Here is a 24598-nt window from a genome sequence, read left to right on the forward strand (position 1 = left end):
GCTGTGGGCAGGGGGTTGACGGTGATCTTTACCACTGTAGGTGCTCCGTCACATGTGCTTGTCCGCGGTGTAACCGTATATTCAACAATTTGAGGAGTATTCGTAAGATTAAGTAACGGCTGTGCAATCACAACGCCACTCCCATCGGAATGACCCGTTACATTTTGGTTAGGAGATACCACCCAGCTAAAAGTGGTTCCTGCAACATTATTGGGGTTAACTAAATTAACGCTTGTGGCTTGTCCACTACATACCGATTGGCTAATATGGTCGGCAGAAACATCCGGAACAGTATGAACTATAAAAGTAAATGTATTACTTATTGAAGGATCAATACAACTTCCCGAATAAACCAATCGTTGGTAGTAAGTAGTAGAAGTTAATATGGGATGTGTATAATCTTGGTTTGTTTCACCCTGAAGATCAGAATAATTTATTCCATCTATAGATACTTGCCATTGATAGGAATAACTGCCATTGCCACCTGTTGGAATAGATCCAGTTAAAAGCTCACTCGCTGCTGCACCGCACGATGATGATGTGCCAGATATCCTGTTATTCTTGATCTCGGGAAAATCATTAATTATGACGGTATTAATAATAGGTCCGCAATCCACCTCGGCGTCATGAAGCTCTAATTGATACGTTCCAGCCTTTAAACCTGCAGGATTTGGGAGATTAGAAGTAAATCCATTAGGTCCTGTCCAGGAATAAGTAAAAGTGCCACTTCCTCCACTTACGTTCGAAAGGATAGCGCCATCGCTGCCTTGATAACAACTCACGTCTTCCTGGACATAATCAAATACAATTAAAGGTTTTTCTGTTATAACAATAGGTACCCATCCTGTGCTACAACCTTGTATCGCATCGGTGACATTTACATAATAAACCCCAGCTCCCAATGAATTTCTTACTGGCAATATGTTGGACACATCGTCTTGCCACTGGTAAGAGTAATTGCCGCTGCCACCTGTAGGATTCACACTGATCGTCCCGTTTCTGGCGCCAAAACATTGTTGGTCGTTTACTGTGTTGGCAACTAATAAAAACGGGTATTTATTCTTTATTGTCAATAAGCCCTCGTCTGTTTGATTGCCGTCACTCACTTCATAGGTAATATATAGCGGACCTTCAAAACGCTGGCCAGCCGTCGGGATAAATGTAAAATCACCGTTTGACTGTATTGTTACAGTTCCTTTCGCTGTATTATATCCTCCTTTTATTTTAAAAGTTAATGGATCGTTGTCTGCATCGCTATCCGGATTACCTACCGGCCCTGCCACACTGCCAGATAATGATGTCGCGCATTCGGTAATTTCATAAACATCATCAACTGCAACGGGTGTGTTATCATCGTCCAGTATGGTTAAAATATGTTGCGGTATCGCGCCGATAATAGCTTTATTGTTATCGACACTTATTAGTTTAAAAGTGACGGTTTCGGTGTTTTCTACGATCGCATCATTTACCATGTTAAGCAATACAGTTGCTTCTGATTGGCCTGGAAAAAATTCAACATAACCTGATGTACCAGCGCTTCCTGAAGGAAAAGTGTAGTCACCATTGATAACTGCCGTTCCGGGCGATGTGGAAAAATTAACCTTCGTATATGTAGCTGCCGGTGCGGAAAGTTTTATTTTGATTTCTGCGGTCGTTGTCTCGTTTTCTCTTTTCTGGGAGGCCGCTAATTCAAATGTAACCGAAGGAATAGGTGTGTCATCATCGATGATCAAGCCATCTGCCTTATCCGTGCTTATGTTAATTCCGGATGTGTGAATTTGTACGCTGAAAGCTTCGTCATATTCTGCGATATTATCCTGCAATATGGGTATAAAAATATCGACATATTCGTCTCCAACTTGAATAGTCGACGAGCCAGTGGGATAACTGTTAGAAGGGAAATCTTGGGTATTGGCTACGGTTGAAGCTGCAGACTGACTAATAACATTATAGGTAAAAGTAAGGGCTGTCGTTTTGTCTATTGTTCCGCTTGGCCCTGGGTCGCGACTCACTCGAAAATAGAATGGAGTGGTAGAGCCGCCTGTTCCTTCAGCCTTCACAGCATCCAACGGTTTTATGTTGATACTTATTCCCGGGCAAATTCCTCTCGTTACTTTAACTTCGTCAGTACATCCGGCATAATCTGATTTTAGTAAAAAATAATAATCGCCATTTACAATCATACCGGAAATGTCACCGGAGGTTGCATTAAGTCCGACATTAACGGGGTTACCGGGTTTTGCCTCCCAATGATAGCCAGTGCCGGCATCACCCAGATCGTAGGTGGTTTGAAATGAGCAGATCGATGCATCATTGCCGGCATTACCAATCTGATCACGGGTAACAGATGTGGTTGATTTACATCCTGCGGCGTTGTAAAGCTCAAAAACATAAACACCGCGCGCGGTCATTCCAGTGATGTGACCAGCATTGTTAATTGTTGCGTTTGCCGGCCCTGATAAAAAGCGCCAACTCTCAGATGGTTTAGCAGCAGCAATATCTGTTGTGGTCGAACCATTACAAATCGAAACATTAGGAGGTGCAACAGTTTGTTCAAACGCATGTACTGTTATCTCTTTTTCCGCGGATATACTACAATCTTCACCTATTAAATTAGTTGGATCAGTCGCTATTTTTACCCGGTATTTATCACCGTCCATAGTGAGATTTATAGGAATATTTCCATAAACCGCGGTATACACATAGTTTTGATTCTGACTATCGTATTGTGGATTTCCCTGTTTGGGCGCGGATATATCTGTCCAGGTAGTTTCTCCTGCTTTTTTGCGTTGAAAGATGTAGTAAGAATAGGTATTGATAGAGGATTTTATTTGTGCCTCCAAAGGCAAGGTTCCATAACTGCAGAAAGGAGGATCTAATCCAGTTGCAGGATAAGTTATATCCAAACCACATATAGCCATAGAAATATCATCCAGTCCAAGGTCATTGCCCGTTGGTATACTAGTTGCATTGTCAATTCGCAGATCAATAGTTGCCGGGGGATTTGGACCTGAATACCATAAGCCACCAACTTTAACCCACTGAGGAACGTTATTAGTTGCCGCAGTTGAATAGGCAATCTTCCCGGAAGTTGCGACGTGTTCTCCGTTAATGAAAAAACTTATGTTTGGTTCTGAGCCCGGATTGTTTTGTGCTGCATATGTATTACCGGGGAGAACATTAATAACCCAAGCCGAAAATTCATACATGGTATTAGGACAAACAGCAATGGAATTGGCTCGATAAAAAGTGGCTCCGACAGAAGTAGACGGTGAAGCACCATTAACAACCATGAAATAGCCACCATCTCCGGTATGATCAGAGGCAATCCAATCGTTTTTTAAACAATTTTTTTGTGATGTAAAAGGCACACCAATTGTTTTAAGAAACGTATATGTGCCCTCCGGACCTAAACCTCCACTTGCCGATGCATAAGTATATCCTGTTAATTCGGGATGAGGATTGCCTAAGTTTTGTGGGGGGGACGCTACATTACTTCCGTTATTAATACAATTTACTGTTGTACTGGGAACGATGTATGGCTGACTAAAAGTACCTGACGCACCTAATAAATTTGGACCTAATTGTGAGTTTTGACATATTGAAGATGTGCTGTTAGTTTTAACCGGTATGGTATATATCGCTGACGACGCGGAAGATAGACCTTGATTGTCTTTTACCGAAAACTTAAAAACAACGTTGCCGGGAGATGCACCGGTTACGTCATATTTCAGGTTTTTTGCATCAGCTGGTGTAAGAACTTGATTTAAAAGAACTAAAGAACCGTTAAGGTATAATTTCCCCGCTGTCGGCAATTGGGTAATTTTAAATGAACTAATTGAACCATCACTGTCATACCCGGAAAGAGGAAGAATACTTACCAATCCCGAAATATTTTGAATAGGAAAATTGAAAACATCAGTGGCTTGAGGCGGTTGATTTACAATTGGCGGAGGATTTACGGTTACGACCACATCATAAACCGCGCTCGCACAACCATTTGCAGTTAAAGTATATTTATACGTAACGTTTATCGGCGCTGTAGTGGTATTCACTAACGTTTCACTTATACTTCCAGATCCGGCCCCTGCAGTGTTACTAATTCCTGCAACAGCTGCCCTTGTCCATGTAAATGTTGTTCCAGATACAGAGCTAACCGGCGTATAATTAAAAACGGCATTACTTGCAGTGTTAGGAGGACTTACGGAACTTGTTAGTTTAGGAATTGGGTTTATAGTGACCGCGACATTTTGTTTGTTTACTTTAGTCAGATTGGTTAATGTAAATTCATAGTTTAAAGTAACCGGCGAATTTGTTGTGTTAACAAGCGATTCATTGATAGACGGTCCTATACCCGTTGTCGCAGGATTGGTTATTCCGGCCACAGCATCCCGTTTCCAGGTAAAGGTGGTTCCAGCGCGGCTAGTAGCGAAATAATTAAATGTTTGGCCACTACAAATGGAAGCGGTTAGGGGACTTGTTAATAGAGGGTCGTTATCGTCATCCGCTATTGTGTAAATGAATTGGGTTATCGGGCCTAAATCAGTAATGTTGCCGTTTGCATTAGTAAGATTAAAAACAATGGTTTCATCGTTTTCCTTCAGATTGTCATTAAATATTATCAGATTAAATTCAAATTCGGCCGAGGCTGGCAAAATCCCGTTAAATCTAATTTTCTTACCAGGAGGCTCATTGGTTATCTCGTAATCGACTCCCCTTGTAGCGGTCCCTCCAATTGTATAATCGATATCTACACCTGTTAAATTTGTGAGGTTTCGGAATAAAATCACTTTTACCCTGGAGGTAGTAATACTCTCAAATTGAACGTTTGATGACACGGCAAAGGATGCCTTCTGCTTTCCGGTACTGCTGTAATCTTCGAAGATGTTAATTGTATGTGTAGTAATAGCACCGAGTGTCGCATTTGTCGGTGTCCCTAAAGAGAGTTTAAGATTTTCATCAGGCTCTTGATACGGTAGATTATTTTTTATACTAACTGTAATAATTTTTTTAGTCTCTCCAGGGTTAAATACAACAGGGCTGGTACCACTTGAAATTGAGTAATCAGCCCCGTCTGCCGTTCCTGATAGAGTATAAGGAACGACTACGGAAGATGCAGACGGTTCGCTTAATGTCAGGGCTATGTTGACTAGATTGGGCTCAGCAATCTCCATAACATTCGTCTGAATTATATCGAAAGAAACGGTCGGTGTTGCAAAAAACCAGTGTTTAGGTGAAAAACCTTTTGGCTTTATCAAGTAAAAAGCGTCTGATTTATCCGAAATTCGCGTTGATTTTACTATTAGGGGACCTGCCGTAGAAACGCAATCGCCAAAAAATAAAAATATAATCCCTAATAAACTAAAGGCAATGCTTTTGCAATGTCTCATTTAATTGTGATAAGTGTGGTTTTAAGGCGTTATTCAAATTGTGCGATTATGTGCTATGAAGTAATTTCTCACAATTGCACATGAATCGATACAATATTCACAAAACAATATACGTTAAAACCTATTGTTTTGATTCAAAAAATATTTTTTTAATGCGACTAATATTCAAAAGGTTGGTGTGAGTTGCGTTTTTCAGTTTCAATAAATCGATTAAACTCTTCCTATATTCTAATTTTTTAAACTGAATTTGATTCGTGAAACACCTACTTAAGGCGTTTTCGTCTTTCAACTCTACGGCTATTTTTTTATTTTTGTAAGACATGCGAAGACGCCTGTCATACATCGTATCATTCTTATTTCTTCTTGCCTTTAGCTTGCAGGTGCTCCTTCCTGCGTTGACAGTAATGGTGGTAGAGGGGAGTGAGTTAAAACAATCTTTTGAAAAGGATGTGAACGCCGGCAACAAGACTGAGGACTCGGAGGCAGGAAAGGAAATACGCGAGCTTTATCTGCATACCGATTTGCTGAAATTACGCCTGCCTGTTTACCGGGTAATTAATATTCATTCTGTTTCAAACGATCAGCACCGCAGTCCTTCGTATTTCCCGGCAGTTCCAACTCCGCCGCCCAACCGGATGATCTGACCCTTCAAGATCATTAATTTTCATTTTATCAATATTAATTTTTTCTTATGACTAAGTTTATAAAGGTCACTTTGTTGGCCATTGCTTTATTTTCATTCAACCATCTTTCAGCCCAAACGTTAAATGACTCTCAGCTGAAACAAAATATTGTACCAATAGAGAATCCATTATCAGTAATTAGCCGGATCAATCCGGTTATCTATCAATATAATGTAGACGAGTATCCGAAGATGAATTTACCAAAGGGAAAGCAAACAGGATTTTTAACAGAGAACCTGAGTGCTCTGGACGCGAACCTGGTAAAGAAAACCGCACACATGGTACCTGCGGGGAAGAACTCCTTTAAAAATGTCCAGGTAGATGAGGTCAATCTTCAGGCTTTAATTCCTGTTCTTGTTGGTGCGATCCAGGATCAGCAGAAGCAGATCGAAGCTTTAAAAAGTGAGCTTCGGTCTAAAACAAGCAGTAAATAATAGGTAGAGAGACTGTTTCGAAAGAGACGGTCTCTGTTACATTGTTGCCTGGTCTGAGTTTGCGCTCTTAGGCATCCAAGCCTTGGCAGGCCCTTATAATGTTTACATCAGTGGGTTGACATTCTTCCATTCTGCGCCTGAAAAAGGGCTTATTTCGGCGGTAATTTTTTTATCTGTAGTAAGATATCAGAGATTTTCTCCGGTAATTTTTCATTAAATATCTGTATGTAATCCGATGTTTATCCGAAGAAAATCCGAAGAAAGGAGAGATTTAAGACCTATCTCGCTACCATTACCCAGCCTGAAAGTGTGTTTTTTCCATTGCGGGGATTGATGACATAATAATAAGTACCTACAGGAACTTGTTCGGAATTCTTTTTTCCATCCCAGGGTTGCGAATAGCCGGTTGAGCTAAATACCTGCATACCGTAACGGTTATAAATGTTAACGGTTACACCGGGGTATGAATCTAGGTAATTAATAGTCCAGACATCGTTTACGTTGTCACCATTAGGTGTAAATGTGTTCGGAATTATCACATCGGGTAGAACCTTAACCACGATCTGGTCAGAAAGCGTACAGCCTTCAGCAGTAGTGATGGTAACGGTATAAGTAACGTCTTCAGTCGGTGAGGCGGTTGGATTTTTTATGTCAGTTCTGTCGAGCCCCGTTGCGGGCGACCAGCGATAAACAAGGTTGTTTCCTTCGGCGGTTATATCAAAGGTTTTTTGTCCTCCCTTTAAGATGTAAAGTATGCCGCCTGCTTTGAGTTGCGGTGCGAAAACTTTCACCTGTTGGCCATATAAGTCGCTCTGGCAGCCTGTTGAATTAACAATGCTAAGCTGCGCATTATACGTACCTATTTGCGAATAAGTGTGCTGAAACGGCTCGCCCGAATTACGTGTTAAGATCGTATCTCCCAGATCCCAGATCCAGGAAGTAATGGCTCCTTCGGGTGTTGTTGACTGGTCGCTGAAAGTTACCGTATTGCTGGTGCAGGTGCCATCTGCTGCCATGAACATTGCTTTTGGCGGGTCTTTGATGTGTGCAGTTCTTATTGCTGGATCACCAGAGCAACCGGTGCCATTATCGACGATTAATTTTACCTGGTAGTCTCCCGAAATTTTGAAGCTGTGTTTAGGATTTTGATCCGTTGATACTTCGCCATCGCCAAAATCCCAAAGCCAGCCAAGGATAGGCTTTCCGTTAGATACGGTTTTGTCGATAAAATCAATAGGTGTATTTGGACAAGTTGCCAGCGGCTGTTCAAAAGCAACGACGGGCGGATCGTATACGTCGAAGTCAAAAGAGAGTTCCTGCCCGCCCTGGTTGCATTGATTTGCATCAAGATATTTAGCCGCGATTCGTATCGTTCGCTTTCCGGGAGTTTCGAAAACTTTGGTTTTGGGAAACAAGTATTGGTAAAGAATACGGTCGCCGCGGGTAATTGGCAGTGCTCTTGGATTTGTTTGCACCACTCCAGGATCATTTTCATCAAACCTCCAGGTTAATTCCGCCGCTTCGTCGGGCAGGATGAGCTTAAAGTTAAAGTCTTCCCTGGTACAAGCATTGGTTAATTCAATCTCTGTATTGGGTCTTATCGCGGTGATAGATTGAATTGATGCTAAATTAGTCCCTGCCGAGTATGCATACGATTCGAATGTTCCGAATCCATAAGCTATAGCGTTGAAACCATCGTCGGCTGTCAGGTTGAAATTATTAGTGCCATAACGGTTCAGGTTGAGCTTTAAGTAGGAGTAAGCGGGGTTGGCTGCAACCGGTGTAAAGCCTGCCGTCGGGGGCGCGCCGTTGATTTTAAAACTGGCAGCTGCGGCGGTCTTTATCAGAACATTGAGATATTGCTCCTCTATATTTTCACGCCGCGATGAGTAAACAGTGATATCTTTAATGTTGTATTCGATTGGGTTAAGAATTACCATGTCGGGGTCACTTAACCCTCCGCCCGCGCAGGATTGCGTCAATGAATATTGGGCAACGGCAACTGGTTTGCTGCTTGTTATAAATAGTGGTACGTTGCTCGGCTGGTTCGGCTCATAAAAGTTACCGCTGTTTAAGGTGCCAACGAGATTGCCGTTAACACGAACTTCTGTACCATTTTCCCTGGCGAGTACACGGTAATAATCTCCGAATATACGGGCATTAAGCCCGCCGGAGCTTTTATCGCTGAACGGAATAAATCCATAAGTTGAACCCCAGCTTTCAACCGGGTAATTTTGCTGGTACAACGGATCCGACGACGGTTCTCCGGCGCAGGAACCTATCAAAACATTTGTATGGCCACTAAATAATGCAAATCGTTTACAGGAAGAGGTAGTTGAATCTACAACCACTTCCGTACCGGTTAAATCATTATAAGAAGTTAATTCGTAAACATCGCCAGCCTTGTTTAATAATACGCCGCCGCTCACCAGGTCAGAACCGCCTTTCCTGATTCTTATGCGCGTATCTGGTTCCGTTGCCACAACGATAAGATAATTTGAGCCGCCGTCACGGTTGGGGAAATTATAATAGTTCATGCTGAAATATTGCTGTCCCATCGCCTCAACCGGTAGAATCAAAGAGGCGGCGGACCGGGCACCCGCGAAGATGTGACCGTAAACGACAATTTTTGGCTGCCCCGGATCTACTGTGATATGAATCCCCCGGTTTAAAACCTGGCCCGCCTCGCTTTCATCAATATATGCTGCGTACCTGGGAATTGGTATTTCGGTAACCGTGTTCGCCTGAACAGAAAATGGACGTGTGTAACTGCCTACCTGGATTTTTCCTGATGAAGCTTCCCGGCTGGTGACAAACAATGAATAGTCCGCGAGCCTGTTCTGACTTGGGACATGGGTTGGGAAAACTGCATAAAACTCGTCGCCTTCGTTAGAGGAACTTTGGGCCGTACTTATTCCGGGCAAAGATCCGACAATCATTAAGCCCAATATAAACCTGACAAGACTTTTGTAAAAAATGCTTCCCAAAGTGATACAGTTTATAATGTAAGATGTGGTAGGTTGTGAGGCAGGATATTAGGTTAGCTAAATTTAACCATAGCCAAAAGTAAAAGCAAGAGAAATGATGTTGCAAATTATAATGTGTATCATAATGAGAAACCGTTCTTTTGCAAACTTTATAAGTTTCTCTGTATTTTAGTATAATCAAGCTGAGCACTATGAAAACTTTTACAGACTTAGAGCAGGGACGGCCGCGGGAGGATTCAGAAATTTCTGAAAAATTCAATACTGTATTTATAGTAATGATTTTAGCGTCCGTTTTTATTGCTAGTCTCACCGCTTTTGTCAATTAGCCGTATCATTAATTTCCTTCTACATACTTAGTATTCTAATAATTTCTCCTATAATTGAGGCTGCCTTAATTCTGAATTATTAATGAAGGTCTCCATTATAACCGTAACCTACAATGCTGAACGGTTTCTTGAAAAGTGTATTAAAAGTGTTTTATCGCAATCTTATCAGAATATTGAGTATATTATAATTGATGGAGAATCTACCGATTCTACATTGTCCGTCATTGAGCCATTTCGTAGCCATATACCAAAAGTTATTTCAGAAAAGGATGACGGCATGTATGACGCGCTTAACAAGGGAATCAGTCTTGCACAGGGAGATATAATTGGTATTTTAAACGCAGACGATTTTTTTGCATCAGATGATGTTGTGGAAAAAATTGTGCAGAGTTTTGAAAAAAGCGGGGCAGAGGTGCTTTACGGTGATCTGGATTACGTTGATCAGTTCGATACAAATAAAATATTGAGAAAATGGCGCACCAAACGCTATTTCAAGGGTGCTTTTCAATGGGGATGGATGCCTGCTCATCCAACTTTTTACGCAAAAAAATCCCTGTTCGAAAATTATGGTGCTTATAATCCACAATTCGGGAGCGCCGCGGATTACGAGCTGATGCTTCGTTATATGCATAAGTTCAAGGTTAAATCGGTTTTTTTACAGGAAGTATTGGTAAAAATGCGAAACGGCGGTATGAGTAACAGTTCTCTCGGTAACAGGATAAAGGCAAATAAAAAAGATCTTTTGGCAATGAAAGTCAACCAGATACAATTTCCTCTATTAGCAGCCATTATGAAACCGCTTCGGAAAGTTCCTCAATTTATCGGCTTTTAAAAATTAAAGGCAACTTCTTGATTAATTAGCACGTACTAGCCTTAGTTATTGTGAATTTGTGTGAATTACGGGGAATTTTTTTCACAGGACTGAGAACTTATTGCAAGTTATTTAAAGCTAAAATGCGCCCTTCATTTTGAATCAGCTTTGGCGCGGTTTTAGAATAAAGTCGACATATAATTTTTATGCTACAATACATCTCCTCGTCTGAAACCTTCAAATACATTACAATTGTTTTGTTTTCAATGGTGCTGGTATTTCTTTCAATCCCGTCTATTATCCACGTTGCGCAACAACGTTCGATCTTTGACGATATTGATGTCGAAAGAAAAAATCATAGCCATGGTATTGCAAGGTTAGGCGGGGTAGCGATTTTTTGCAGCTTCATGATCACCTGCCTCCTCATCTCAAATATCAACGGATTGAGTGATGTTAATTATCTACTTACAGCTTCAATGGTATTATTTGTTGTTGGTTTAAAGGATGATATGTGGGGTGTTAATCCAAGCACAAAATTCGGGATGCAGTTTATCATCGCGGCGATAATTGTGATTCTGGCGAATGTACGCCTGACAAGTTTTTACAATATCTTTTTTATTCAGGACTTGCCGTATGTACCCAGCGTGGTGTTCTCTATGCTGGTTATCATGTTTCTTACCAATGCCTTTAACCTGATTGACGGGATTGATGGCCTTGCAGGCACTACTGGACTTATCGTTAACGCAACGCTGGGATTGATGTTCGCACGGATGGGGGAGATTAGTCTTGCCTGTATCGCCTTTTCACTGGCGGGAGCGTGTATCGGTTTTTTACGTTATAACCTCACACCGGCTAAAATATTTATGGGTGATACAGGCTCGTTGTTGCTTGGATTTGTATCTGCGGTACTTTGCATCAAATTTATAGAGCTTAATAAAACCGGTGTTAACCATGCGTTTGTTTATAAATCTGCCCCGGCAATTGCAATGGCAGTTTTAATCGGCCCGATATTCGATGCATTCAGAGTGTTTTCGATTCGTCTCCTTAAAAGAAAATCTCCGTTTTCAGCGGATCGTAACCATGTTCATCATCGCATGCTTAACATCGGTTTTAATCATCTTCAAACAACAGGTATACTCGGCGGATTTAATGTTTTAATGATTTTCATCGCGCTCGGATTCCGGGACATCGGCAACTTTTGGTTAATAGCCCTGCTGTTTTTTATCTGTGTGCTGTTCAATTTGTTTTTGACTTTTTTTGTGCGGTCGAAAGAACGAAACAGCTATTCATTCAATAACTTCCTTTGGTAAACTTTTTTGAGCGGAGGCAGTTTGTAAGTTATGAAATCTGCTGAAGTAAAAGTTAATGATATTCTCGTTAAGTATATAGTGAAGCCGGTTATAGAGCCGGCTTTTTCTTTGGTTTTTGTCCACGGTTTTCCGTTTGATAAATCAATGTGGCATGATCAGCTTGCCAACCTTCCCGTTAATGTCCAGGGTATCGCATATGATGTAAGAGGACTTGGTGAATCAGAATCGGGGAGCAAGTTTGTAAATATGAACGTCCTTGCTGAAGATCTGATTGGTTTTATTAAAGCGCTCAATTTAACAAATGTGGTGGTTTGTGGTATTTCCATGGGCGGTTATATTATTCTAAGGACATTGCAGCTTGAGCCAAAATGGTTTAAGGCGATAATCCTTTCGGATACGACTTCTTTTGCTGATACGAACGAGTCGAAGCTTAATCGTTTTGCAGGTATTGAAACTTTGCAAAACAGCGGAACGGAGGTTTATGCGGAAAATTCACTTAAAAACCTTTTTGCAAAATCTACTTTCGATTCGCAACCAGGAGCGGTATCAAAAATCAGGGAAGCTATCTTTAGAAATTCGGTGGACGGTATGTGCGCAACATTGCTTGCGCTGGCTTCAAGAACCGATACCACGGATGTGCTTGAACGAATTACAGTGCCCACTTTGATTATGCGGGGTGAAGAAGATCAAATCATAAAATCTGAACAGGCGAATGATCTGCACGAAAAGATTGGCGGCTCTGAATTGGTTATAATTCCTTCTGCGGGTCACTTGCCCAACCTTGAAAATGCCAGGGCCTTTAACAGTGCAGTAGCGAACTTCTTAAGCAAAAATTTTCTACTGGCATCCGGATAAAACAATTCTTATGAAAATTGTTATTGGCAGTATGACTAGTATTGAACAATTGCTTGATGAAAATAAGCTGGTTTATCTCACTGATTCTGCACCTGGAATCAGCCGGGTAAAAAAAGGGGCTGAGTTCATCTATCTCGATAAAAAAGGCGAAAAAATAACCGATGAAAAACTGCTTAAGCGTATAAAAAGCCTCGTTTTGCCTCCCGCATGGACAAATGTGTGGATTGCGCCCAAGGCGAATGCGCATTTGCAGGCAACGGGGATTGACCAGGCAGGCCGGAAACAATACCGATATCACCAATCCTGGTGCCAGTCGCGAAATGAAAACAAGTTTTTTCACCTGCTCGAATTTGGAAAAAACCTGCCCGATATACGCCGGACGCTCGAATCGGATATAAAAAGGAAATCGTTCGATGAAAGGAAAGTGCTGGCTATTTCCGTGAGTTTTATGGCAAAAACACTTGTCAGAATAGGCAATGAATCATATAAGCAGCTTTACGGAAGCTATGGACTAAGCACACTCCGAGATAAGCATGTTAAAATTTCGGGTTCTAATTTGAAGATATCATTTAAAGGAAAAAAAGGAGTGATGCATGATATCGACCTGAAAGATAAGCGCCTTGCTAATCTTGTAAAGAAATGCCGGGATATTCCCGGGCAGGAACTTTTTCAATATTACACCGCGGCAGGTGAACACCGTTCTATCGATTCTGGTATGGTGAACAATTATATCAGGGAGATAACCGGCTGTGACTTTACTGCCAAAGATTTCAGAACCTGGTCTGGAACAATGGAAGCATTACGTAATTATGCTGTTTACGAGTACCCGGAAAACGAAACGAAGCGCAAAAAAGTAACTGTCGCCGTATTGGATGAAGTCGCGAAAAAGCTTGGTAATACCCGCAGTGTCTGTAAAAAATACTATGTTTTTCCGGCACTCACAGAAGCGTATGAGCACGGCGATCTTGAACCTTTTCTGAAGAAGATTCGAAACAATTCGCGCCTCACTGCTGATGTGGGGTTAAATGCTGATGAAAAAGTCTTGTTAAGTTTCCTCAGATCAGAGCAAAAGAAAAAAGCTGCGTAACATTAAACGTCTTTAGGTTTAGAATTTTGATCACCAGGTTTTACCGGCTGTTCTTCCGTCTCATGCCGTTTAGCAACGTTGCCGAAGTTCGCGTTATCCTGGTCATAAGTTTTATCGTCGGGTTTAACAACAGCTTCGTTATCGTCTTGCGGGTGTTTTATTTTCTTTTCGCCTGAATCTTTTGGTTCGAATTTTTCTGGTTTATCGCTTTGATTATTGATCATCGTTTTTCTTTTACAAACTTGCTGTGGCGGAAAATGTTTGCTTCCTATAAACTGTTGCAACGCTTCGTCGTTGAAGTAAAATATACGTTTTCCTGACCAGCGATCGCTGAAAAAGTAATAGCTTTGCCTCATTGAATATAGTATAATGAGAGTCGCTATTAATGGGTTTGGACGGATCGGGCGGAATGCACTGAGAGCTCTTTTGGAGAAAAAAGGTGTGGATGTTATCGCTGTAAATGATCTTTCCGATACCCGGACGCTCGCACACCTTTTTAAATATGATTCTGTTCATGGAATATTTAACGGCGAGGTATTTTCTGATGACCAGTCGCTTTTTGTAAACGGAAAAGCCATCCGGGTATTTGCAGAAAAAGATCCCGCCAAACTGCCATGGTTGCAGCTTGATATCGACATTGTCATCGAATCAACCGGTAAATTCCTTAGCAGGGATCTTGCGTCAAAACACCTCGCAGCAGGCGCGCATCAGGTAATTATTTCAGCCCCTCCGACAGATAAAAGCATCCCAACAGTTGTTCTGGGTGTAAATGATAAGGATATCGATCTCACGGAATCCATTTTATCAAATGCGTCATGTACGACGAATAATGTTGCTCCAATGGTAAAAGTGCTCCATGAGAACTGGAAGATTATCGACGGATATATTACAACCGTTCATTCAATGACCGGCGATCAGAGCCTGCATGACGCCCCGCATAAAGATTTAAGAAGAGCAAGGGCGGCTTCGGCATCGATTATTCCAACAACAACTGGCGCTGCAAAGGCCATCACAGCAATATTTCCGCAATTGGAAGGAAAACTTGGCGGTGCGGGAATCCGCGTTCCGGTGTTAAACGGCTCATTAACCGACTTTACCTGTATACTTGAACATCAACCGACCGTTGAAGAGATTAACGCAGCTTTCAAAACAGCATCGGAAACGAGTCTGAAAGGTATCTTAAAATATACGGAAGATCCAATCGTATCTGTGGATATAATTGATAATCCGTATTCATGCACATTTGATTCATTATTGACATCGGTAGTCGGCGACCTGGTAAAGGTTGTAGGATGGTATGACAATGAATCGGGGTATTCCAATCGCCTGGCCGACCTGGTACAGAAAATCGCTAACCATAAAGCCGCTTCCACACTGGAAGAATCGCATATAAAATGATAAAATTTATTTCAGGAGAAGATACTCTTCACATTCGGAATCAGGTATTACGGAACAACTTATTAACGCCACAGGAATGCATTTTTTCGGGGGATGATGAAGCCGGATCATTCCATCTCGGTTATTTTGATGATGAAAAACTGGTTTGCATCGCAACATTCCACAAGCAGAATATAGTTGAACGTCCCGAATTGTTTCCTCAGGTTTCCAGTCATTTAAATAATGACAATAAAAACGTTTACCGTTTACGGGGAATGGCAACGCTGCCGGAGTATCGTGGAAAAGGAATCGGAAACCAATTAGTTAATTTTGCAATTGTATATTTACGCGGCCAAAAAGTAAACGATTTGTGGTGCGACGCCCGAAAAGTTGCTTACCGGTTTTACAAAAGCCTGGGCTTCGAATTCATCTCCGAGGAATTCGAAATCCCGAATATCGGCCCGCATAAAGTAATGTATCTGAAAATTCAATAATTACACTTTCAAAATGAAAACAATCGACAATCTTAACTTCTCTGGAAAAAAAGCTTTGATACGCGTTGATTTCAACGTTCCGTTGGATGAAAACTATAATATTACCGATGACAACCGGATTCAGGGCGCTTTGCCAACAATTAAAAAGATATTAAAAGACGGCGGTTCTGTTATCCTGATGTCGCATTTAGGCCGGCCAAAAGACGGACCGACCGAAAAATATTCGTTAAAGCATATTGTGAAACATTTATCGGATGTACTGGGCGTTGACGTGCAGTTTGCAGACGATTGCATTGGTGAGCAGGCGAAAGAAAAAGCTGCCAATCTGAAAGCGGGTGAAGTTCTGTTATTGGAGAATCTTCGCTTTTATAAAGAAGAAGAAAAAGGAGATGAAGCGTTCGCTGAAAAGCTTTCCAAATTAGGCGAAGTTTATGTGAATGACGCTTTTGGTACCGCTCACCGCGCTCATGCTTCTACAGCAGTTATCGCCAAATTCTTCCCTGACGCAAAATATTTCGGCTACCTGATGGCCGCTGAATTGAATAATGCAGAAAAGGTATTAAACGGTGCCGAAAAGCCTTTCACAGCGATCATGGGTGGCGCAAAGGTTTCTGATAAAATTGAGTTAATCGAGCAATTGCTTGGGAAAGTTGATAATCTGCTTATCGGCGGCGGTATGGCTTACACGTTCTTTAAAGCGCAAGGTGGAAAAATTGGCAATTCACTGGTAGAAGCTGACAAACTCGACCTGGCGTCAAGCCTGATTGAAAAAGCGAAGGCAAAAGGTGTGAAACTGATCCTTCCGGTTGATTCGATTGTTGCAGATAAATTTTCGAACGACGCGGCCACAGATATCGCCAAAAACGATGATATAAAAGATGGCTGGATGGGATTGGATATCGGTCCGGAAGCCGTTGAGCAATATGAATCGGTGATCGCAAGTTCAAAAACGATCTTATGGAACGGTCCGATGGGCGTTTTCGAAATGAGCAAGTTCGAATCGGGAACAAAATCAGTAGCCGAAGCAGTTGTAAAAGCGACAAAAGATGGTGCATTCTCATTGATCGGTGGCGGCGATTCTGCTGCAGCAGTGGCGAAATTTGGATTTGAAGATGAAGTGAGTTACGTATCAACCGGTGGCGGTGCGCTGCTGGAATACATGGAAGGAAAAGAACTTCCGGGAGTTAAGGCAATAAACGACTAAGTAATAAATCAATAAAGCATCAGAATCGCCGGCTTAATTTAAGCAGGCGATTCTTGTTTACGCGCATTGCGTTGGTGTACTAATATTTTAAACCTTATCCGATAAATTATCGGACGTGCCGAAAAAACCGCAACACTTTCAGAGCAAAACGTAACCGCTTGTTGATTTCTGCCGCGCCTGCCATTTTTAAAATTATCTTATCTTTCGCGTTATTTCAAAAAGAATCAAACAAGCTGCAAATACATTCAATGAAAAAAAATCTATTCCTTTTTATATTAATTATCGCCGCTCAATTACGGCCGGCCTTTTCCCAAACTGACGATGCGGCTTTCGTAAAAGAGAATTACCAAAAGTTCGAATACCAAATACCGATGCGCGACGGGAAAAAGTTATTTACCTCAGTATATGTACCGAAAGACAGGTCGCAGAAATATCCCATCATGATGGATCGCACACCTTATAGTGTTGCGCCTTATGGAAAAGATGTTTACAAGCGATCCCTCGGGCCGTCCGAGCTGTTTTTGCATGACAAATTTATTTTTGTTTACCAGGATGTTCGCGGCCGTTGGATGTCCGAAGGGATATATGAGGAGATGACGCCGCAAAAACCTGCCTACAACTCTCTGAAAGATGTAGACGAAAGTACAGATACTTACGACACCATCGATTGGCTTGTCAAAAACCTTCCCAACAATAGCGGAAAAGTAGGTGTGTGGGGGATTTCATATCCCGGTTTTTATACCACAACATCATTGATAAGCCGGCATCCTGCCCTGGTTTGCGCTTCGCCGCAGGCACCAATCGCCGATTTATACCGCGACGACGCTTATCATAACGGCGCTTTCATGCTTGCCGCTAATTTTGGTTTTTATCCTTTTTTTACCAACAGGCAAGATAGCATACCAACACAGCGGCGAGGCTCGTCTTTCGATCCGGGAACGGAAGACGGTTATTCCTTCTACCTGCGTGCAAATAATCTAAAAGATCTTAACACAACGTATTACAAAGACAGTATTCGTTTGTGGAACGAGATGGTTGATCATCCGAATTACGATGAACACTGGCAAAAACGTAATGTGCTGAATCATTTGAAAAATATTAAAACAGCCGTTCTGGTGACTGGTGGGTGGTATGATGCTGAAGATCTGTATGGAGCGATTAAAACCTACAAAACTATTGCAAAAAACAACCCTGCCACACCAGCCTATTTTGTTATGGGGCCATGGGTACACGGGGGTTGGGCGAGGGGAGACGGTGACCATCTTGGAGATGTTGACTTCGGCCAAAAAACCGGGCCATTTTACCGCCAGGATATTGAGTTTAAATTTTTCAGCCACTATTTAAAGGGGACGGCGGCTTTAGATCTTCCAAAGGCAATCATGTTTGAAACTGGAACAAATCAGTGGAAGAAGTATGACACATGGCCGCCCGCAGAAGCCAAAGAAGAGAAACTGTTTCTGATTCCTGGCGGAAAGTTGTCATTCTCCGCTCCAACCCAAACGGCAGCATTTGACGAATATATTTCGGACCCCAATAAACCGGTGCCATTTATTAATTCGACAGATATGGATATGAAACGGGAATATATGACAGCCGATCAACGCTTTGCTTCATCAAGGCCCGATGTGCTTACTTATCAAACGGAAGTTTTAGATCATAATATTACAATTGCAGGTGACATCTGGGCAAATCTGAAGGTGTCGATTACTGGAACCGATGCTGATTTTGACGTGAAAGTGATCGACGTTTACCCGGATTCAGCCAAAAATAATCAGTATACCGGAAAAGATGTATACATGTCGGGCTACCAGCAAATGGTACGCAGTGAAGCGATGCGCGGAAAGTTCAGAAACAGTTTTTCCAAACCAGAACCGTTTATTCCTGGAAAGGTAACGCCGGTAAATTTTGAACTGCAGGATGTGCTTCACACTTTTAAAAAAGGTCACCGGATTATGGTGCAGATACAAAGCACCTGGTTCCCGCTAACCGACCGGAATCCACAGCAATTTCTTGATATACCAAAAGCAAAAACGTCTGACTTTAAAAAATCCACCAATCGCGTTTACAGCACGAAAACACAGCCAAGTTTTCTTACTGTACGAACACTGAATTAGTGAGTTAGCAATACATACACAAAAGCCGGCCAGTATGCCGGCTTTTGTCGTTTTTAAGGTGAAGTGGGAAAAATAATCTTGTTGAAAACTTTTTGTGGGGAAAAGTGGTAGTATGTGGAAATAATATATTTATTTTTACATAAGATTTAATGGATAAAACTATACATGTCCCACTTCTTAGGAGAGTTTGATTGTAAGCTTGATGCTAAAGGCAGGTTGATGATACCATCAAACCTGAAAAAGCAACTTCCTGATGCAGAGAAGGATGGGCTTGTAGTGAACCGTGGTTTTGAGAAGCACCTGGTGGTTTATACCCGCAAGGAATGGGATAAGATCGTTGATGATTTGTCCAAATTGAATCAATATGAAAAGAAAACCAGGGAATTTATAAGGTATTTCACTCGTGGCGCTACTGAGCTTTCGCTTGACGCCTCAAATCGCGTTTTGTTCCCCAAGGCTTTATTGGATTATGCTGGAATCGGTTCTGAAGTAGTTCTATCTTGTCAATTTAACAAGATAGAGGTGTGGGATAAAAACGCCTACGATAGCCAGATGGATAACGAACCTGAAAATTTTGCTAACCTGGCCGAGGAGGTGATGGGTAATCTGGGAAGGAGGATCGATGAGTAATTACCATACCCCGGTTATGTTGCGTGAATGTATTGATGCGCTGGCTATTAAGCCGGATGGTGTGTATGTTGATGTGACTTTTGGCGGCGGCGGTCATTCACGTGAAATTTTAAAACACTTAACTGAAAAGGGCAGATTGCTGGCTTTTGACCAGGACGTAGATGCCCAGCAGAATATTCCAAACGATGATCGGTTAACCTTTATAGATCAGAACTTCCGCTATTTGAAAAACAACTGCCGTTTACACGGGGCTCCAACCGTTGATGGTATTCTGGCTGATCTTGGTGTTTCGTCACACCAGTTTGATCAGCCAGAGCGGGGGTTTTCTACGCGTTTTGATGCAGACCTGGATATGCGGATGGATCAGCAATCGGCTTTGACTGCCAGGGAAGTTGTTAATAATTACGGAGAAGATCAGCTTCATAAGATTTTTGGTATTTACGGCGAGATTCAAAATGCAAAAAGCCTCGCCCGTTCTATTGTAACAGCGCGGCTGAATCAGTCAATTGATACGATAGTGGATTTGAAATCGGCAATTGTTAATCATATTCCCAAGGGAAAAGAAAACAAATATCTGGCGCAGGTTTTTCAGGCGCTTCGTATCGAAGTAAATCAGGAACTCGAGGCTTTGCAGGATTTTTTAAGCCAGTCGGTGGATGTTTTGAAGCCGGGCGGGAGATTGGTGGTAATGTCTTATCATTCTCTTGAAGACAGGCTGGTAAAAAATTTTATTGCTAAAGGGAAATTTCGCGGAGAGGTGGAAAAGGACTTTTTTGGCAACGAAATAAAGCCACTTGTTGCAGTATCGCGAAAAGCCATTACAGCAGGTGAAGAAGAAATTAAGTTAAATAACAGGGCACGGAGTGCGAAGCTCAGAGTTGCTGAAAAAATAATAAACAGTCGGAGAGACTAATTTTTAAGGTATGAGTAATCGTTTTAAAAACGAATTATTTGAGGGGGAAGTGGAGCAGGAAGTTCAGTCTGAGTTGAAAAATGAAAAGACTGAACTTCCGCGAAACTTCGTGACGAATTTTTTTTCTGACGGTTTCATTTCTAAAGATTACGCTACGCAGATGCTGCCTTTTATCATTTTTCTGGCCTTCTTGTGTATGATATATATCGGTAACAGGCATTTCGCCGAAACCAATATCAGGAATATCGACAAGGTTAGTAAAGAGGTGAAGGAGCTGAGTTGGGATTTCAAAACGCTGAAGGCCGAACTAATGCTTAAAAGCACGCAGACAGAAGTTGCCAGGCGTGTGGATACTCTGGGATTAAAAGAGCCGGTTGAACCGCCGGTAAAGATTGTTTTAAACGAACAGGAGCAATAATGAATATTCGTACCGACATATTGTTGCGTGTATACATCGCCTTCGGGTTGATTGTTTTGTTTGCGTTTGCCGTAGTGGCGAAACTGTTCCATGTACAGTTTGTCCAGGGGAAAAAATGGACGGCAATGGCCGACAGCCTTTCAACAAAATATGTAAATGTCGAAGCTGTTCGGGGTAACATTTATTCTGTTGATGGAAGTTTGCTGGCTACATCGGTGCCAGAGTACGAATTAAGAATGGATCTTCTTGCCGGAGGTATTGAAAAGGACGATGTTTTTTATGAGAAAGTTGATTCACTTGCCTATAAAATGTCGGCTTTCTTTGGTGATAAATCTGCAAGGCAATATTCCCGTATGCTTCGCGAGGCGCGCCGCGAACGCTCGAGGTATTTTCTGATCAGGCGCAAGGTAACGCATAACGAGCTTTCAAAAATTAAGAAATTCCCGATTTTCAATTTGGGAAGATATAAAGGCGGGTTGATCACTGTTCAGATGAACAAGCGAATACTGCCATTTCAAACTTTGGCGGCCAGAACGATCGGGTATAAAAACGAAAATGTTCAACCTGTCGGTTTGGAAGGCGCTTACGGCCGTTATATTGATGGTGAAACAGGTAAGCGCCTGATGCAGCGTATTGCTGGTGGAATCTGGATGCCGGTAAATCGGGACATCGAAATTGCGCCGAAAGACGGAGCGGATATTATTTCGACAATTGATATCAATATGCAGGATGTCGCGCAAAATGCATTGTTGAAGCAATTAGAAAAAAGTCAGGCTGATCACGGTTGTGTGGTGATGATGGAAGTGGCTACCGGCGAGATCAGGGCTATAGCGAATTATACAAGAACTGTTGACGGCGATTATAAGGAAAAATTTAATTACGCCATTGCCGGCAACCAGGATCCTGGGTCAACTTTTAAGGTCGCATCGTATATGTCGTTGCTAGAAGATCACAAGGTTGATACAAATACCCGTGTCGAAACTGGTAATTACAAAATACCAGGGCACCTTATCAAAGATTCGCACGGAAGCATCGGCGTTGTGTCGGTGAAAAGAGCCTTTGAGGAGTCGTCAAATTCGGCGGTTGCAAAACTGATTAATACGGCATATCATGATAATCAATCACAGTTTACTGACCACCTGTATGAGTGGGGTTTGAACGAGAAGTTAGGCCTTCAAATACCCGGGGAAGCGCAACCAGTTGTTAAAAATCCCAAAAACCGGAGCTGGAATAAAAATATGACATTGCCGCAAATGGCTTATGGTTATGAGATGCAGCTTACGCCACTCAAAATGTTAACATTTTATAATGCGATTGCTAATAACGGTAAATATGTCTCCCCTATATTTGTCCGCGAAATTCGAAGGTTGGGTAATACCGTTGAGCAATTCAAAGCCAGGGTCATAAATGATAAAATATGCTCTGATGTGACGTTAAAGAAAATGAAGGAGATGCTTGAAGGCGTTATTACGGAAGGAACGGGAAAAGGAATTATTTACAATCCGGCGTATAAAATCGCGGGCAAAACTGGTACCGCGCAGGTTGCAGACGCTAACAAGGGTTATAAAGCAAAGAAACAATACCAAGCATCATTTTGCGGCTATTTTCCTGCCGACAAGCCGAAATATTCGTTGATCGTTGTGATCAACGACCCTAAAAATGAATACTACGCCGCATTGGTAGCAGGTCCTCCTTTCCGCGAGATAGCTGATAAAGTTTATGCCAGCGATCTGGACCTGTATGAATCACCTGTGCGGGAAAAGTTCGTCGGAAATACCAAGATGCCGTCATCGAAACTTGGGTCAAAGCACGCTACCCAGCAGGTTTACAGCGCTTTTGGAATTAAAGCTTTTTACGCTTCCAATAATACCAACTCGATAGATACTAACAATGGCGTTTACATTAAGGATGTTGATTACAGGGAAGGTAGTGTGCCAAATGTTGTGGGTATGGGATTGCGGGACGCCTTATTCGCAATAGGCAATGCCGGACTAAAGCCTGTTGTAAAAGGAAGTGGAAAAGTTGTGAGCCAGTCGGTAGCTCCCGGGATGAGAGTTGGAATGCATTACCCCTTACAAATTGAGTTACAATGAAGCTGCTGAAAGACATATTGTTCGGAGTTAATGTGCTGGAAATTCTGGGGCCCGAGTCAGCTGAAATATCTGAGATCATTTTCGATTCGCGTAAAGCGACACATGGAGTTTTGTTTGTAGCTGTAAGAGGTACGGTTACAGATGGACATCAATATATCGGTCAGGTTATAAATGAGGGTGTTAAGGCTATAGTTTGTGAAAGCGCACCTGGCGATATACAGCCTGAAATTACCTATGTGCTGGTATCAAATTCCGCTAAGGCGCTGGGGGTAATGGCATCGAACTTCTATGACCAGCCATCGGCGAAACTGAAACTTGTTGGTGTTACCGGAACCAACGGGAAAACGACAATTGCAACCCTGCTCTACAAGCTTTTTATTGAGCTGGGTTATAAAACTGGTCTCCTTTCAACGGTAGAAAACCAGATTAACGGAGTAATTATCCCGTCAACGCATACGACGCCGGATCAAATCGCTTTGAATGCCTTACTTCATGACATGGTGACCGCAGGTTGCGATTACTGCTTTATGGAAGTAAGCTCCCATGCCGTAGCTCAATCACGCATCGAGGGATTGTATTTTACAGGTGCGGTGTTTTCAAATCTTACACATGATCATCTCGATTTTCATAAAACTTTCAGTGAATACCTGAAAGCAAAAAAAGCTTTTTTCGATGGCCTAGACCGTTCGGCTTTTGCTTTAACGAATGCCGACGACAAAAACGGGGCGGTCATGCTGCAAAATACAAGGGCGCATAAAAAAACATACGGCTTGAAAAATCTTGCCGACTTTAAGGGAAAGCTGGTTGAAAATCATTTTAGCGGGCTGCTTTTAAATATCGACGGCGAAGAAGTCTGGTTTAAACTGGTAGGAAGTTTTAATGCCTATAACTTACTGGCTGTTTACGGTGCAAGTATGCTGCTGGAACAGGACAGGAACAAGGTTTTGACAATTCTTAGTCGTTTAAGCGGGGCGGAAGGCCGATTTGACTATGTCTCCTCGGGAAGCGGAATAATTGGCATTGTCGATTACGCACATACTCCGGATGCCGTTCAGAATGTTCTGAGCACGATTCACGATATCCGCAAGGGAAATGAGCAATTGATTACCATTATAGGCTGTGGCGGCGACCGTGATAAAACCAAACGTCCGGTTATGGCGCAAACTGCCTGCGACTGGAGCGACAAGGTTATCCTGACATCTGATAATCCACGAACTGAAGATCCGGAAGCAATTCTTGCCGATATGGAGGAAGGAGTAACTCCTAACAACAAGCGGAAGGTTCTTCATATTACCGATCGTAAAGAAGCTATTCGAACAGCTGTTCACCTTGCCAAGCCTGGGGATATAATTCTTCTTGCCGGTAAGGGACATGAAAAATACCAGGAAATAAAAGGAGTTAAACACCCTTTCGACGATAAAAAGATATTAAGTGAACAGTTAAACCTAATTACCCATCAGGAAAACTAAGCG

18 protein-coding genes are annotated in these 24598 nt (G+C 42.2%); 15 read left to right on the forward strand and 3 right to left on the reverse strand.

Features of this window, described 5'->3' with window-relative positions; all coding sequences use genetic code 11:
* Positions 1-5174 (reverse strand): PKD-like domain-containing protein (locus GS399_RS17405; protein WP_202409495.1); only part of this gene is annotated, 5174 nt, incomplete at its 3' end.
* Positions 5175-5710: 536 nt separating this feature from the next.
* Here GS399_RS17405 and GS399_RS17410 point away from each other — a divergent pair.
* Complete coding sequence (locus tag GS399_RS17410) at positions 5711-6034, forward strand: hypothetical protein (RefSeq protein ID WP_160845937.1); 324 nt, start codon at positions 5711-5713, stop codon at positions 6032-6034.
* Positions 6035-6081: 47 nt separating this feature from the next.
* The gene (locus tag GS399_RS17415) at positions 6082-6507 is read left to right on the forward strand and encodes a tail fiber domain-containing protein (protein ID WP_160845938.1); all 426 of its coding nucleotides are present in this window, start codon (positions 6082-6084) and stop codon (positions 6505-6507) included.
* A 278-nt stretch (positions 6508-6785) separates the two neighbouring features.
* Here the strand turns inward: GS399_RS17415 and GS399_RS17420 are convergent, their stop codons facing one another.
* Entirely contained in the window at positions 6786-9494 is a 2709-nt protein-coding gene (locus GS399_RS17420; RefSeq protein ID WP_237487986.1) for a PKD domain-containing protein, read from the reverse strand.
* A 408-nt stretch (positions 9495-9902) separates the two neighbouring features.
* Between GS399_RS17420 and GS399_RS17425 the strand changes: the two genes are divergently transcribed.
* From GS399_RS17425 to GS399_RS17440, 4 genes are all read left to right on the forward strand, one after another.
* Positions 9903-10652, forward strand: coding sequence for a glycosyltransferase family 2 protein (locus GS399_RS17425; protein ID WP_160845940.1), 750 nt, complete (start codon positions 9903-9905; stop codon positions 10650-10652).
* A 185-nt stretch (positions 10653-10837) separates the two neighbouring features.
* Positions 10838-11941 carry an MraY family glycosyltransferase gene (locus GS399_RS17430; protein WP_160845941.1) on the forward strand — a complete coding sequence of 368 codons (1104 nt, stop codon included), beginning with the start codon at positions 10838-10840 and terminating at the stop codon, positions 11939-11941.
* 30 nt (positions 11942-11971) lie between these two features.
* On the forward strand, positions 11972-12796 hold the full coding sequence (locus GS399_RS17435; RefSeq protein ID WP_160845942.1) for an alpha/beta fold hydrolase: 825 nt from the start codon (positions 11972-11974) through the stop codon (positions 12794-12796).
* 10 nt (positions 12797-12806) lie between these two features.
* On the forward strand, positions 12807-13883 hold the full coding sequence (locus GS399_RS17440; RefSeq protein ID WP_237487987.1) for a DNA topoisomerase IB: 1077 nt from the start codon (positions 12807-12809) through the stop codon (positions 13881-13883).
* Positions 13884-13885: 2 nt separating this feature from the next.
* On the opposite strand, the gene GS399_RS17445 is transcribed toward GS399_RS17440, so the two are convergent.
* Positions 13886-14239 carry a hypothetical protein gene (locus GS399_RS17445; RefSeq protein ID WP_160845943.1) on the reverse strand — a complete coding sequence of 118 codons (354 nt, stop codon included), beginning with the start codon at positions 14237-14239 and terminating at the stop codon, positions 13886-13888.
* A 13-nt stretch (positions 14240-14252) separates the two neighbouring features.
* Here GS399_RS17445 and gap point away from each other — a divergent pair, with 13 nt between their 5' ends.
* The 9 genes from gap (at position 14253) to GS399_RS17490 (ending at position 24595) form a co-directional block, all read left to right on the forward strand.
* Positions 14253-15281, forward strand: a complete 1029-nt coding sequence (gap, locus tag GS399_RS17450) for a type I glyceraldehyde-3-phosphate dehydrogenase (protein WP_202409496.1) — start codon at positions 14253-14255, stop codon at positions 15279-15281.
* Complete coding sequence (locus GS399_RS17455) at positions 15278-15754, forward strand: GNAT family N-acetyltransferase (RefSeq protein ID WP_160845944.1); 477 nt, start codon at positions 15278-15280, stop codon at positions 15752-15754. Before gap ends, GS399_RS17455 begins: the two co-directional genes overlap by 4 nt.
* A 13-nt stretch (positions 15755-15767) precedes the next feature.
* Positions 15768-16958 carry a phosphoglycerate kinase gene (locus GS399_RS17460; protein WP_160845945.1) on the forward strand — a complete coding sequence of 397 codons (1191 nt, stop codon included), beginning with the start codon at positions 15768-15770 and terminating at the stop codon, positions 16956-16958.
* A 248-nt stretch (positions 16959-17206) separates the two neighbouring features.
* On the forward strand, positions 17207-19072 hold the full coding sequence (locus GS399_RS17465) for a CocE/NonD family hydrolase (protein WP_160845946.1): 1866 nt from the start codon (positions 17207-17209) through the stop codon (positions 19070-19072).
* 165 nt (positions 19073-19237) lie between these two features.
* The gene (mraZ, locus tag GS399_RS17470) at positions 19238-19702 is read left to right on the forward strand and encodes a division/cell wall cluster transcriptional repressor MraZ (RefSeq protein ID WP_160845947.1); all 465 of its coding nucleotides are present in this window, start codon (positions 19238-19240) and stop codon (positions 19700-19702) included.
* On the forward strand, positions 19695-20615 hold the full coding sequence (gene rsmH, locus GS399_RS17475) for a 16S rRNA (cytosine(1402)-N(4))-methyltransferase RsmH (RefSeq protein ID WP_160845948.1): 921 nt from the start codon (positions 19695-19697) through the stop codon (positions 20613-20615). Before mraZ ends, rsmH begins: the two co-directional genes overlap by 8 nt.
* 10 nt (positions 20616-20625) lie before the next feature.
* Entirely contained in the window at positions 20626-21033 is a 408-nt protein-coding gene (locus tag GS399_RS17480) for an FtsL-like putative cell division protein (protein WP_160845949.1), read from the forward strand.
* Positions 21033-23126, forward strand: coding sequence for a PASTA domain-containing penicillin-binding protein (locus GS399_RS17485; protein ID WP_160845950.1), 2094 nt, complete (start codon positions 21033-21035; stop codon positions 23124-23126). The genes GS399_RS17480 and GS399_RS17485 overlap by 1 nt, the downstream gene beginning before the upstream one ends.
* Positions 23123-24595: a UDP-N-acetylmuramoyl-L-alanyl-D-glutamate--2,6-diaminopimelate ligase gene (locus GS399_RS17490; protein ID WP_160845951.1), complete on the forward strand. Its 1473-nt coding sequence runs from the start codon at positions 23123-23125 to the stop codon at positions 24593-24595. Before GS399_RS17485 ends, GS399_RS17490 begins: the two co-directional genes overlap by 4 nt.
* Positions 24596-24598: the final 3 nt, after the last annotated feature.

Origin of the sequence: Hufsiella arboris (genome assembly GCF_009834875.1) — a bacterium.
GTDB lineage: Bacteria > Bacteroidota > Bacteroidia > Sphingobacteriales > Sphingobacteriaceae > Hufsiella_A > Hufsiella_A arboris.